The sequence below is a fragment of the Wolbachia endosymbiont (group B) of Ablattaria laevigata genome, assembly GCF_964277395.1.
GTDB lineage: Bacteria > Pseudomonadota > Alphaproteobacteria > Rickettsiales > Anaplasmataceae > Wolbachia.
The window spans coordinates 436,730-450,684 of record NZ_OZ195519.1; the positions used below are offsets into that span (position 1 = coordinate 436,730).

General features: G+C 34.3%; 9 protein-coding genes and 4 pseudogenes. 2 read left to right on the top strand and 11 right to left on the bottom strand.

The genetic code is table 11. The features are described 5' to 3' along the window. Positions 1-22 precede the first annotated feature (22 nt). The 8 genes and pseudogenes from clpB to gap form a co-directional block, all read right to left on the bottom strand. A complete protein-coding gene (clpB, locus tag ACICP1_RS02130; RefSeq protein WP_395461004.1) occupies positions 23-2,584 on the bottom strand; it encodes an ATP-dependent chaperone ClpB in 2,562 nt (853 codons plus the stop codon). A 397-nt stretch (positions 2,585-2,981) separates the two neighbouring features. Next, positions 2,982-3,603: pseudogene (locus tag ACICP1_RS02135) on the bottom strand (IS6 family transposase). Positions 3,604-3,746: 143 nt separating this feature from the next. Next, positions 3,747-4,931, bottom strand: a complete 1,185-nt coding sequence (locus tag ACICP1_RS02140) for a hypothetical protein (RefSeq protein WP_395461005.1) — start codon at positions 4,929-4,931, stop codon at positions 3,747-3,749. A gap of 147 nt (positions 4,932-5,078) precedes the next feature. After that, on the bottom strand, positions 5,079-5,372 hold the full coding sequence (locus ACICP1_RS02145) for a hypothetical protein (protein ID WP_395461006.1): 294 nt from the start codon (positions 5,370-5,372) through the stop codon (positions 5,079-5,081). A gap of 129 nt (positions 5,373-5,501) precedes the next feature. Then, positions 5,502-5,654 (bottom strand): annotated as a pseudogene (locus ACICP1_RS02150) (IS630 family transposase); the annotation flags it as partial. Between the two features lie 190 nt (positions 5,655-5,844). Further along, entirely contained in the window at positions 5,845-7,104 is a 1,260-nt protein-coding gene (locus tag ACICP1_RS02155) for a magnesium transporter (RefSeq protein WP_395461007.1), read from the bottom strand. Between the two features lie 155 nt (positions 7,105-7,259). Further along, the gene (tatC, locus tag ACICP1_RS02160) at positions 7,260-8,018 is read right to left on the bottom strand and encodes a twin-arginine translocase subunit TatC (RefSeq protein WP_149168864.1); all 759 of its coding nucleotides are present in this window, start codon (positions 8,016-8,018) and stop codon (positions 7,260-7,262) included. Positions 8,019-8,021: 3 nt separating this feature from the next. Beyond that, positions 8,022-8,993, bottom strand: a complete 972-nt coding sequence (gene gap / locus ACICP1_RS02165) for a type I glyceraldehyde-3-phosphate dehydrogenase (RefSeq protein WP_395461008.1) — start codon at positions 8,991-8,993, stop codon at positions 8,022-8,024. 244 nt (positions 8,994-9,237) lie between these two features. Here gap and ACICP1_RS02170 point away from each other — a divergent pair, with 244 nt between their 5' ends. Further along, the gene (locus ACICP1_RS02170) at positions 9,238-9,474 is read left to right on the top strand and encodes a hypothetical protein (protein ID WP_395461009.1); all 237 of its coding nucleotides are present in this window, start codon (positions 9,238-9,240) and stop codon (positions 9,472-9,474) included. A gap of 60 nt (positions 9,475-9,534) precedes the next feature. After that, a pseudogene (locus ACICP1_RS02175) lies at positions 9,535-10,655 on the top strand (IS256 family transposase). 19 nt (positions 10,656-10,674) lie between these two features. Here ACICP1_RS02175 and ACICP1_RS02180 read toward each other — a convergent pair. The 3 genes and pseudogenes from ACICP1_RS02180 to ispG form a co-directional block, all read right to left on the bottom strand. Continuing rightward, positions 10,675-11,116, bottom strand: a pseudogene (locus tag ACICP1_RS02180) (hypothetical protein). A 75-nt stretch (positions 11,117-11,191) separates the two neighbouring features. Beyond that, positions 11,192-12,400: an ankyrin repeat domain-containing protein gene (locus ACICP1_RS02185; protein WP_395461010.1), complete on the bottom strand. Its 1,209-nt coding sequence runs from the start codon at positions 12,398-12,400 to the stop codon at positions 11,192-11,194. A 258-nt stretch (positions 12,401-12,658) separates the two neighbouring features. Continuing rightward, positions 12,659-13,939: a flavodoxin-dependent (E)-4-hydroxy-3-methylbut-2-enyl-diphosphate synthase gene (gene ispG, locus ACICP1_RS02190; RefSeq protein ID WP_395461011.1), complete on the bottom strand. Its 1,281-nt coding sequence runs from the start codon at positions 13,937-13,939 to the stop codon at positions 12,659-12,661. Positions 13,940-13,955: the final 16 nt, after the last annotated feature.

The window sequence follows — 13,955 nt, forward strand, 5'->3', positions numbered from 1 at the left end:
AAAACAAAAATACACAGCGAATCTAGATCTTTTTAACTAAGATTTCGTTACCAGAAGTATACACTATTAGCTCATCTCCTTCTACTATTTCCCCCGATAAAACTAACTTAGCTAGATTATTTTGAATGCATTCTTGTATTACCCTTTTCAGAGGCCGCGCTCCATATTCAGGGTCATATCCAGTTTGTGCTATTAGTTCTTTAGCTTCCTGCGATAAACTAATACTCAGTTTACGCTTAGCAAGCATCTTTTGTAAATAAGAGAATTGAACATCTATAATTTTATCAATGTCATCTTTGGTTAAGCTGTGGAATATAATAATTTCATCCAGTCTATTTAAAAATTCTGGACGAAACGCTGACTTAACTATTTTCATCACCTCATCTTTCACAGATTCGGTAGCTCCTCTTAGCATCACCTCAGCACCAAGGTTAGAAGTTAGAATCAGTATGGTATTGCGAAAATCAATCAATTTACCGTGGCTATCGGTGAGCCTGCCTTCATCCAAGATCTGCAGCAATATATTAAATATATCTGGATTTGCCTTTTCTATCTCATCAAACAAAATTACCTGATATGGTCTTCTCCTTACTGCTTCGGTTAATCTGCCACCTTGTTCATAACCAACATATCCTGGAGGCGCACCAATTAACTTTGAAACGGAGTGTTTTTCCATATACTCTGACATATCAAAGCGTAGAAGTGCTGATTGATCATCAAACAAAAATTCGGCAAGAGATTTTGCTAACTCTGTTTTTCCAACTCCGGTTGGACCTAAGAATAAAAATGAACCAAAAGGTCGATTAGTATCCTGAACACCAGAACGGGAGCGCCTTACTGCATTACTTATCGCTTCAATTGCATCTTTCTGCCCTATTACTCTTTTTCCTATTTCATTTTCCATGTTAAGGAGCTTTTCCTTTTCACTATGCATCATGTTATCAACTGGAATGCCTGTCCATTTTGAAACAATATTTGCAATATCACTCTCAGTAACTTCTTTCTTTAGGAAACTATCAGTAACTTTTTCCTGATTTTTTAACTCATTTTCAAGTTGAGGAATCACACCATACATCAACTCCCCTGCCCTTCCTAAATTTCCATTACGCTGAGCCAGTTCCAACTCTTTCCTCGCGTTATCCAATTTTTCAGCTGTTTCTTGTATTTTAGCTATCTTATTCTTTTCCATCTGCCATTTACTGCTTAAGTCAGCAAATTTACTGTTTAGACTCTCAATTTCCTCATTTATCTTTTTTAAACGTTGCTTAGAGTTTTCATCACTTTCTTTTTTCAAAGCCTCTGATTCAATTTTTAGTTGTATAATCTTTCTCTCAAGTTCGTCAATAACCTCAGGTTTGCTATCCATCTCAATTCTTACTCTGCTTGCTGCCTCATCAATTAAATCAATCGCTTTATCAGGTAAAAATCTATCTGTTATATATCTATTAGAAAGCGTTGCAGCAGCAATTATTGCACCATCTGTGATTCTAATACCATGATGCACCTCATATCTCTCCTTCAAACCTCTCAGTATTGAAATAGTATCAGTTTCAGTTGGTTGAGAAATAAACACAGGCTGAAAACGCCTTGCAAGCGCAGGATCTTTCTCTATATGTTGACGATACTCATCTAAAGTTGTAGCTCCTATACAGCGAATTTCTCCACGCGCAAGAGCAGGCTTTAGCAAATTTGAAGCGTCCATTGCACCACTTGTTGCTCCTGCTCCAACTAAAGTATGAAGCTCATCTATAAATAAGATAACTTTCCCCTCTGCTTTTGAAATATCATTGATTACTGCTTTTAATCTTTCTTCGAATTCTCCTCTGAATTTTGTTCCAGCAATTAACGCACCTAGATCCAAAGCTAAAACTTTTGCATCACGCAAACCAAGTGGTACATCATTTGCAACAATTCTGTTTGCTAAACCTTCAACTATTGCAGTTTTTCCAACACCAGGTTCACCTATCAGTACTGGATTATTTTTTGTTCGCCTCAACGATACCTGCATAGTTCTTCTGATTTCCTCATCACGACCAATTACAGGATCAAGCTTACCTTGCATAGCAAGCTCTGTAATATCTTTTGTATACCTCTTTGCCGCATTTAATTTTTCCTCGCTATTTGGAGAGTCTGCACTGCCACCTTTTCTCATTTCTGCAATAACTGAATTTAATTTTTGCGGTGTTACACCACCTTCTGCTAAAATTTTACCTACAATTTCATCTTTTTGTGCAGCAAGGCCCTGCAGTAACCGCTCAACAGTAACAAATGTGTCTTTATTTCTCCTCGCAATACCAATTGAATCATCAAAAACTTTTGCTACCTCTCTTGAAAGCTGAAGTCCACCACTACCTGGTCCTCCAACCACTGGAAACTTTTTAATTGCACTACTCACAGCATCAGAAATATTCTGAACATTTCCACCACAAGCGCCTATCAAATCCTGAACTAAACCTGACTCATCTTCAAGCATTACTTTAAGTAAATGTTCAGGCATAAAAATCTGATGCCCAGCTCCCAATGCTTTCATTTGAGCGCTCTGGATTAGGCTTTTTGCTTTTTCGGTAAATTTATTCAAGTCCATAATACAAATTTAACTCATACTTGCTGGTATATATAACAACTACTTTCTCAATTTTAAACTTAAAGTCATTCATCAATAAAAATTTTCTAAGTTCATACAAAACAAGAAAAAGCAGATTCTCTACAAAAGAGAAAACTTATATTAAAATATTAATTTGTTTTAAAACTAAACTAATGTTAAGATATAAAGCATATAGCTTAATTTTTTTATAAAAGAGCAATGAATATCAATGATTTTAACATAAAGAACTTAACAACAATTTCTATAGTACAAGAAATAAAGAATGGCGTTAGGCTTGTTCCAGACATAATCAAACCTGGAATACAGGGTATATTTTAGGTTCTGTCGCATCTATAAACCATAGGAAAGAAGATCATTAAAGGTGGGATTATAGGAGTTATGAAGCCATTAACATAGCAAAATTCTCAAAAGTAGAAACATTATTTTAATAATTTGTCTTTTTTGAATCATACGAATATTTTCTATGCCTGTGATGGTAATCTTTGCGGAATGGAAGCTTTTAAACCCAAGCATTGGCTTTATTAGTTTTTTGATAAATCTATCAACAATATTATTTAGATATTTTATTTGAAGAACTGTAATCTTCAGAAATTTCTGCATTCAAATCATCAAGAGCAGCAGTATTACTGCCGCTTTTATCAATTACAATTTTCTCAGGAAGATAGTTACTCCTGAAGGCTTTACGAAAGAATGCAAGTGCTGCAGACTTGTCTCTACTAACACACAAGTCTACAGTATATAAATAAACCCATTTACCGTTTAATTTAATGTAAGTCTCTCCAACTACTACCAACCTGCTTCTTTCTTTTCCTTACTGCCTCATCTATCAGTGGTGATAACCCACCTTTGTAACGTAGCATTTTGCTCCCCTTATACTCATCATTTCTTCCAAATCTCGATAGCTCAAAGAGAATCGACATTTCATGTATACAGATAACATCCGCTGAAAAGCTAAATCCTTTGAAATATGGCAACAATTTTTGATTGATACGAAACATCTTTGCTTTTTTTTTTAGACAATTATATCATTCTTCTTTCTACTTCCCTACAAATGCGACAGAACCGAAAAACTTCCTCTTATGGCTGTAAAAATGTTATGATAAGAGCTAATTTTCATGAGTAGGGAAATACCCAAATATTACTATCTTTCACCTTTTCTCCCTTCAAATTTTTTAACCATTTCTTTTACACTTACATTCGTGGAAGGTAAATTTTTGCTGGCAAGATGGTTGATCGAAGATTTTTTATTCCCTACTGGAAATGAACGAGATTGTTTTCTCTTCACACTGATATCCGTTTGTGTTACTGAAGCAGTTTTGTTTTCAGCAGGCAACACGTTCTTTACTTGATTTCGCTCAAATCTTTCTTTTAATGCCTTTACTTTACTACTCTCGCGAGTCACTTCTTTTTTCATAGCAACTACTAGTACTTTTGGTCCATCAGCTTTTTTTGCTGATTCTTTACCATCTTGATTTTCAGATTTTAGTGGTAGTGTAGGTTTACTCTCAGCTGATTTTTCCACTACTATTTTTTGCTCTGTGCTTACTTTTTCGCCTAAATCTTTAGGCTTTGGTGGTACTGCAGGTTTATCTTTTTTCGGTTCTTGTCTAATTTTTTGATTGGCAGTAAACATTTTCTCTGGTACTGGTGGTACTCTTGGTGGTTTTGGTGGTACAAGAGATTGAAGTTGTTGTTTCTTCCTATGTTCTCTTTTTGCTTCTATATGTTCTTTAGAGATTGTTGCATAAATCGGCTCCTCTTTAATTGATTGTAGATTACGCAAATCTTTTGTTAAAGATTTACTTTTTTCCTCTTGATAATTTGATATTTCTTCATACTCAGGATCTTCGTTTAATGAACCTCCATAACCTGAATCTTCTCGCTCATATAAGAGATTTTTCTTTTGCTGTCTATTTTCTAAATTTATTCCATATGACCTATATTTATCTTGACTTCTTTCTATTCGCTCTAAATCTGAAATTTTTTGAATAACATCTGTATATTCGATTGCTGTTCTAGCAGTTGAAGGAGGCAATTTATCTTTTATAAAATTACTTATATTCCTAATCGAAACATCTCTTCCTAATATTCTATTGAATATCCTAAAAATTAATGGCTTTTTATTTGCCTGCTTTACACAATTATTCAAGTCATCACGTATAACAAGCTTAGCTACATCTTCTGCCTTATCTGTAAAACCCGCTAAAGCATTAGACAGATCTGTTACTGTTTTATAACATTGTTTCTCTGGATTTCCTAGATTTATAGCTTTGATCAGAGAATCAAGATTTTTTTTATAATCCTCACTTTTAAATGGATCATGCATACTAATTGTAATATTTTATTGAAATATAGATCTAAAATATTAAGATCTAGTGAATATTACTTTTTTAGTTCATATATAGCTATAGTTATACGGCGATAATGAGTAGCAGAATAACGATTTTGTCATTCTAGTGTCTGCTGTTACCCCTTATCTAGGTGTGTAAAGGTGAAATCTAGTTTCGCTATATAACACAGTCTCATACAAGTAGCTTCTCGATTGAGAGTTGTCTTCTACATTGAGCTCAACATTATTTACTACTTTTTCAGTAATAATTTCGGCAAACTCAGGAGAAAGTTCTTTTGCAGAAAATGCAGCATGTACATCATTTTTAACAAAGAAACACGTAGCAAGTGCAAATACTGCTGTTGGTACACAGCACCAAGGAAAAGCTATACTAAAAAAAGTTGTAGAAGCTACTAAAGTAAATATTGCTTGAAGCATAATATACTGTTTATCAATGCCAACATATTCAGCCATCAATTTTCTAATTTTGTTATTGCTGTCGTATGGTAAAAAAATATCTTAATAAAAGCTGTTACACTATTACTAGCAAGATATCAATCACGCTCTATTGGATCTACATTTTGATTTAAAATCGCCTATTTTCTTGCACCTTTTTGCCATTCATAGAATGTTAACTTTGAACCTCTTGGCTACAAATGCTCTACTTTCCCCTACATCCAATGCTTTTTTCCTTAAATCATAACTATATGCTACTGGCATTCACATCTCCTCGCTACTTTACCTATTCCACCATGTTCACACTATTAGGAAAAGAGCTATAATTTTCAACACTAACAAAACTACTTCCTAATCTTTTACACAGCAACCTATAAAACTTAATGCTGTGAATATATGATCAACAAAAAAAAACTTTGAGAAAAGGAAGAATAGACTTCTTCCTTTTACTTAACTACGCTGTTAACCCTATACTAACTCTTTGCTCTACATTAGCTCTATCTAGATTCTCACTAGGCTTTGATATTGCATATGTAATACCACCAGCAACAAGTCCTGTTACTAGAGCAGCAGCTATAGCTATACCAATTAAAGCCAATATCGGTAATGCAACACCAGCAGCAAAACATCCACCACCAGTTGCCAATGCAGCTATAGCACCATAAACACAGCCAATTATTATTGGTTTATTAGTAGTTTTTACTTTGTCTTTTTGTTTACTATTCTCTATTTCAGATGTACTACTTTCATCAGTTATATTTCCTTCAGTTTTAGGAACGATGCTTTCAGCCATTGAAGACTGTTCATTACTTTCACAATCGGGCATAATACTTATTTCAGATGTACTACTTTCATCAGTTATATTTCCTTCAGTTTTAGGAACGCTGCTTTCAGCTACTGAAGATTGTTCCTGAATTTCGCAACCAGACATGATCTTTTTAAGTACTGTTAGCCTATCAGCAATTTGCTGTGGATCTTTTGATGATGGGTCTAAAATCTCCTTAAGTACATCACAAATATCTTTATTTTTGTGATTAGGCACGATCCTTTCAAGGGTTACTTTCCAATCCTCTTGCTCTTGCTTTTCAAATATCTCTTGAACTCTATCGTGCATTGTAATTTTGTTAAGATCATCTTTACTTTCACAACTAGATATGCTCTTTGCAAGTACTTCTAGCCAACCATCAATTTTAGTTTTTTCCTTTTCATCTTGTTCTTGATTTTTTAATATTTCTAAAATCTTCTTGGTTTTGTTAAGATAATCTTTTCTTACACTAGCGAAAACTTTTTCTAACATATTATCATTTTTAGCTGCATCTAGAATATTTTTAATAGCTTCCTGATTATAAAGAATTGTAGCATGGGCAAGCAGTGTTATATCATGTTCCGCACCGTTTTTGAACTTCAAACTTATATTTGCAGTAGTAAGTACTGCTTCTAATATCGCTTTATCTTTAATTACATCTAAAATATTTTTAATAACTTTCTGGTTACTAAAACCCATAGCATAGGCAAAAGGTGTTAGAGTATGATTTTCACAATCTCGTAACTCTTTAGTTATACTCGCAATAGTAAGTGCTTTTTCTAATACCCCTTCTTTTTCTAAATTTTTGAGAATATCAGTAATCTTATCCTCTTTCCCTTTTTCTATTTCAGAAATTAAACAATCATATAATCTTTGTTGTGTTTCGTTTAACTCTTCATATTTTGGCATATAAAATTCTCCTATTCAAAATAATAATATACTTTAATTATTATATATTTAAGCAAACAAGTCAATAAATTAATAAAATACTGTGGTGCCAAAAACACTCAAACAAGAAAAAGTGCTCTGGTGCTCATTCTTTGTTTATAAATAATATTCTTGATTCAATCCTTTGCTTTCTTCTCAATATATCTACATATCAGAATAGACAGCTCATATAATACCAACATTGGAATTGCAAGCCCTACTTGGCTTAGTACATCAGGTGGAGTTAAGATTGCAGCAATAATGAAAATTACCACTATCGCAATTCTCCGTTTATTTGACAAACTTTGTGCAGTGATTAGCCCTACTCTCACCATTAAGGTTAGTATGACTGGAATTTGAAATGCAGTACCAAAAGCGAACGCGAATTGAAGAACAAGGTCTAAATATTCACTAACTGATGGCATAAACTCTATTGGTATACCGAAAGATTTACCGCTATGTTCAAAAGCAATAAAAAATTTCCAGGCTAAGGGAAATATGTAGTAGTAAACTACAGCGGCTCCCGTTACAAACAAAACCGGTGTTGCAATTAAGTATGGCAATAACACCGCCCTTTCTCTTTTATATAAGCCAGGTGCTAGAAACATATAGAATTGCCATGCAAACACAGGAAAAGAAAACAACAGTGCACTCATTATTGCAACCCTGAGATATACAAAAAACGCTTCTGTTAAGTCTGTATAGATTAGAGAAAAATCATCACTATCTTTTGTAACTTCTATTAAAGGTGCAAGTAAAAAGCGGTATATATTTTCTTTAAAGTAGTAACAAAACCCGAAGGTAACACAAAAAAATAGAAAGCAAAAAATAACCCTTTTTCTAAGTTCCGCAAAGTGCTCATAAAATGAAGCATATTTTTGTGAGTTTTCGTTCATACTTTACAATAACGCTATATCTAACATTCTCAGTGAAAAAGCCCATTCATTGTCATACCATGCTGCAACTCTACAGATATCACCTGTGACATATGTACCAGCTAAATCCACAATTGCACTATAAGGGTTATGGACAAAGTCTATTGAAACTAAAGGCTCGTTACATACGGAAAGCACATGATTTGCTGAATTTTTAAATATTTCGTTTATTTCCTTAGTTGTTGCTCTCTTATCAGCTAAAAATTTAAAATCAACCATAGAAACGTTGCTAACCGGAACTCTAATAGCAGTACCATCTAGCTTACCCTTTAACTGAGGAATGACAGAACCAATTGTTTTTGCTGCTCCAGTTGTAGTTGGCACCATAGAAAGGCCACAAGCTCTTGCCCTGCGTAAGTCTCTATGGTTGCCATCAAGAATATTTTGATCATTCGTATAGGCATGTATAGTGGTCATAAAACCGCTTTTTATACCTAAATTGGAGTGTAAAATGTGTACAATCGGAGCCAGACAGTTTGTAGTACAAGAACCTGCTGAGATCACTGTATGCTCCTTTTTTAGCATATCGTTATTTACGCCGTAAACTATAGTTACGTCAGCATCTGAAACTGGAGCAGAGACAATTACTCTCTCTGCATTATGCTTTGCTGCTTCCGCACGCTTGTTGAATGCACCAGTGCATTCAAGTACTACATCAACATTCCAAGGAATATTTTCAGGGCTACGTTCTCTATATAAAGAAAATTTCCTGCTATTTATAGATAGCCAATTTTCAGACTCGTTAAAATCAATATCGCCGTTAAATTTGCCATGAACAGAGTCATATTTAATCAAATGTGCATGCTGCTCAGCACTGAGCGACCCATTTACCGCCACAACTTCTATTTGCTCGCTATAGTTTTCTACTTCAAAAATAGCACGCAATACACTTCTGCCTATTCTACCAAGACCATTAATTCCTACACGAATTGTCATTTTTCCATCTTAAAAGTTTAATTATAGGAAATATTGCCTAATATTTCATTCTATTCTTTTAGCTGTTAATCCTAATGTTATAATATATTGATTGACTAAAGAAACTGTATCACTTAATTAATAATATCTAAATTTTAACTTGGAGTAGGTTATGCATGGATTACCAATGACAAATTCAGATAATCAGTATCAGCAAAGAAAAATAGAAGCATTGTAAAAAGAAAATAAAGGACTGTCAGAAAAAGTGAAAACACTACAGAAAATGTCAGTGCTGCACAATGAAATGCTAGTAATGCTACAGTGGAAATCAATACCAGAGAAACTGCGCACAGAAATATTAAAAAAACTGCTAGAAACACCTCAAGCAGCAGCAGCATTTCAATTAGAAGAAAGAGATGAAGATCAGCAAGTAATAGAAGACATACTGGATATGCAAGAAGAATTTGAATCTTCACAAAATTTGGAAATGCGGGAGTGTTAAATAAACTGTGTCAAACCGAGAAGTAAAGTAATAAATTGATAAAAAAATGGAGGTTTGACAATGAGTCAAGCAAACACAACTACCGGTTTGGTAGACTATAAAGAATTAGAAACAAATATCTTATCATCTATACGAGAAGGAAGACCATTGACAGGAAGAGATGGAGCATTAACACCATTTATAAAAAAACTGCTAGAGGGAAGGCGAGATAGAAAACCATTTGTCGGCTGAAAGCAAAGAAAACAAACGAAGAAATTCAAAGACTTTACGGACAAGTATTTGAACTATTGACACCAAGAGATAGAGAAGGAAGTTTCGAGCCACAAGTAGTCAGAAAAAGGCAAACAAACCGAACTTGAAGCAAAGGTTTTAAGTACATATGCCAGTGGCATGGGATATAGCATCGCATGTAGAAGAAATATAAAATATCTGCAGCAGAGATATCAAGTATTACTGACAAATTGTTACCGGTAATCAACGAATGGCGCAGTCGTCCGCTGCAATCTGTATATCCAATAGTGTTCATGGTTTTTTAAGGTCAAGGAGGACGGGCATTGTGTAAGCAAATGTATGTATAACATATTAGCAAAATGGCAGAAAAGAAGTTTTGGGTTTTTATTTGGCTGAAAGTGAAGTTCTGGTTGGGAGTACTAAATGACCTAAAGGAGAGAGGAGTAGATGATATTCTGATAGCTTGTGTTAAAAAGCTTTCCTACAGCTATAAATAGCGTATTTCCTAAAGCAGAAATGTATAGTACATCAGATAAGAAATTCACTGAAATATGTATCGAGCAAAAGTTTTCATGAATGATTTGAAAAAAACATATCAAGTAGAGAAATAGCCGAGAATTATTTACTTGAACTGGAGGAAAAATGGGGAGAAAAATATACTTTAGTTTTGGGAGAATAATTGGGAAAATCTGTCTAGTTATTTTAAATATTCCGGCCCTGTAAGAAAGTTAATTTATACCACAAATCCTATTGAAGGGTTACATAGACAGATCAGAAAATTTACTAAAACTAAGGGCTCATTTACTAGCACAAATGCCTTGTATGAATAGGTATATTGTGCTATAAAGAAGGCAGGAGAGAAATGGACTATGCCTATACATGATTGGGCTTTTACTATCTCTCAACTTGATATCTTTTTTCCTGGTAGGTTAAAAATCGAGTTGAACTAAAAATGCGATTTGACACAGTTTATTTAACACTCCCAACTTGTCCGGGAATTGATAAACTCAAGCATATTTCTCTCCTTAACATAACTCTACTCATAGCCAGATATATGAAATTTTCAGTGAGTAAATCTTATTCTTTCGATAGTCTTCTATTCCTAAAGCAAAAGTCCTTTCTACAACCCACCTTCTTGGCTGTACTTTAAACCCCTCATTGGTAGTAGCTAAGGCGGTGTGTCTTTGTTGACTTAGAACCTACATGAAGGCCTTTTGACAATCTCAATATCCATACCATATTCTTCCTTTATATGATTTTTTAAATTTTCTCCTTGGTATCCCATCACATAGTAAATACCGCCATTTACACCTGTACACAATACATAGAAAATTGCTTCTAATATTTCTCTTTTGCTATACTTTGACGACCTTCCTCCTTTCCTGTATGATACTCTGGAGTAGCTTTCTATTCTTGTCTATTCCCTTTGACTTAGGTCTGCTGGATGCTTTTTTCTCATCTTTACCCAGCACTAAAACTTTAGATATTATAGCCTTTTACTAATCTCTGGACAAGCTCTAGCTTCGGTAAACTCAGTAGAAGGTTCTTTTGCAAAAAATGCAGCATGTACAGCATTTTTAATAAAAAAACATGCAGCAAGTGCAAATATTGCTGTCAGTACATAGCGCAAAGGAGAAGCTATACTAAAAAAAGTAGCAGAAGCGACTATTAAGCAACAACAAGTCAGTATCGTTTGATCACGTAGATAACGTCTATCAACTCCACCGTACTCAGCCATCAACCTTTTAACTTTATCATTGTTACCGTATGGCAGAGTAAGCGTTTTAATCAAATTCATTACACCATTATTAGTGAAATATGGAGCACACTCTATAACTCTGGAGCCATTAACCTTCTGATTAGGATCTGCACCATACTTTAGAAGCAACTCCACATATTTTTCGCGTTTATCGTTGTCACAATTGATTGCTTGATATAATGGACCTCGACCATTTTCATCTAACATATTAGGATTAGCACCATATTTCAAAAGTATTTCCATAGTATGATCATCATCACACAAAAACGCTTCAAACAACGGATTTTTACCATTTCTATCTACCATATTAGGATCAGCACCATATTGTAACAATAACTCTACAATTCTGCTGTCGTTGAGAACCATATAATAGCATAACGAAGCTTCATTATTATTGAGTAGCCTTATGTTAGGGTCAGCACCATTTTCTAAAAGAAGTCTCAAAATACTATAATCTCTTGAATTTTTGGCTTGCATTAAAGCAATAGATAATGGAAAGTAAATACAAATAAGTTCTTCATTGATGTAATCACCAAATCTTCCATCTTTACTGCTTTTGAATTTGGAAAAAAGCTTTTCAAGAAACTTTATATCCTGATTATATAGAGCCCTATATAAGTAAAACCTCAAATCTCCAGGCGAATTAATTTCATTTAAATTTTCGTCAGTTAGATTTTTAACCCCTTCTATATTTTCCTTAGTGAGAAATTCATATGCAGTACCTAGCTTTTTAAATTTCTCCTCATTTTGTTTCTTTACAGCTTCTGAATGTTTATCAGGATGATATTTCAAGGCTAATTTTCTATACGCTGATTTAATTTCTTGTTCACTGGGCGCATCGCTTGATTCAAAACCTAATATTTTTAAAGCTTCCTTTCTACTTACAATAAATTCCCCACTGAAATATGTTAAATTAAACGTAACCCAAAATTTCAAAAAGTAAAGCTTTTATGTCAAATTGTATCTATTTCATAACTGTACAAATATTGTAGATCAGGAAACTTCAGTCCTTGATACTGGAATAACATCTCTATACTACTCCGGGCCAATCTAAATATTAAGAAATTTACCATATAAAAAAAAAGGCAAAAGAAACCCTATTAGCTATTATCTATTTTTTAAATTTACGTTCTTTATTGTCTCATTTGACGTTCACTAAACAGAATGTAGTCTAAGTACAAACTTGTGAAAGGCTTATGTGTAATGCTTCTCCACATAATCACTAATAATTTCCTTAAATTCTTCAAAAATATTATCACCTTGTAAAGTTTTGAAATATTTGCCGTCTTTGTAGACTGCTGAAACAGGTTTTTCTCCATACCCAGGCAGGCTGATCCCCAGATTTGCATGTTTGCTCTCTCCAGGACCATTTACTATGCATCCCATAACAGCAACTTTCATATACTCTACACCAGGATTCTTTTTCTTCCATACCGGCATATGAGTTTTTATGTAGCCATTTACTTCCTTAGTTAATATACGAAAACGATCGCTACTTGTGCGTCCACAACCAGGACATGAACTCACCTGAGGGTTAAAGTAGCGCAAACCTATAGACTGCAGTATTTCCTGACATACTACCACCTCATTAGTGCGTGATTCACCAGGGCGCTGAGTTAAAGAAGCCCGGATAGTGTCTCCAATACCATTTTGCAATAAATAAGTAAGCCCTGCTGTGGTATTTACTACGCCTTTGTTACCCATACCAGCTTCGGTTAAACCCAAATGCAGCGCATAATTGGAAGATTTTGCAAGTGCCGTATAAACTAAAATTAAATCCTGCACTCTACTGACTTTACATGAAATGATTATTTTCTCTGCATTAAGGCCAATCTTTTCAGCTTTTTTTGCACTACCAAGAGCAGACATTACAAGCGTCTTACGTAATATAACATCAGAAGTTTTTGGATTACTAGATAAGGAGTTTTCATCCATTAATTTTTGTGAAAGGTACTTATCAAGACTACCCCAATTTACTCCAATTCTGACAGGAAGATCATGCGTTATTGCATACTCTATAATTTTTTCGAATTTTTCATCACGTTTATCACCAAAGCCTATATTACCTGGATTTATCCTAATTTTACCCAGAATTTTAATGTTGTCTGGATAATCCTGAATCAGCCTGTAGAGCTCATATTGTCCACAGCCTACTAATATCTTACCATCAAAGCCTTCTTTATTTATTTCCTCTACTATATAAGGTATTGCTTTTGCTACTTCCTCTGAGTTCAAAGCAATTCGCACCAACTCTGAACCTGCATGCGCTAGTTCTATTACTTCTTTTGCATATTTCTGAGCACTGCTTTTTATGTTGTCAGAATCTATATGTGCACCAAGTGACATGGATTGAACAACTATAGGATTATTTCCACCTATCTTCACTTGTCCAACTTTTACAGTATGAGTTTTATGCCTGGAAACCGGCGATGACTCATATGCATCATCACTCAGTGTCAGGTCTCTATCTAGCATATTATTAATCGTGACA

Excerpts from the sequence above, each read along its gene's own strand:
- ispG (WP_395461011.1), bottom strand. The coding sequence starts at position 13,939 with ATGCTAGATAGAGACCTGACACTGAGTGATGATGCATATGAGTCATCG.
- ACICP1_RS02140 (WP_395461005.1), bottom strand. The coding sequence starts at position 4,931 with ATGCATGATCCATTTAAAAGTGAGGATTATAAAAAAAATCTTGATTCT.
- clpB (WP_395461004.1), bottom strand. The coding sequence starts at position 2,584 with ATGGACTTGAATAAATTTACCGAAAAAGCAAAAAGCCTAATCCAGAGC.
- tatC (WP_149168864.1), bottom strand. The coding sequence starts at position 8,018 with ATGAACGAAAACTCACAAAAATATGCTTCATTTTATGAGCACTTTGCG.
- gap (WP_395461008.1), bottom strand. The coding sequence starts at position 8,993 with ATGACAATTCGTGTAGGAATTAATGGTCTTGGTAGAATAGGCAGAAGT.
- ACICP1_RS02145 (WP_395461006.1), bottom strand. The coding sequence starts at position 5,372 with ATGCTTCAAGCAATATTTACTTTAGTAGCTTCTACAACTTTTTTTAGT.
- ACICP1_RS02155 (WP_395461007.1), bottom strand. The coding sequence starts at position 7,104 with ATGCCAAAATATGAAGAGTTAAACGAAACACAACAAAGATTATATGAT.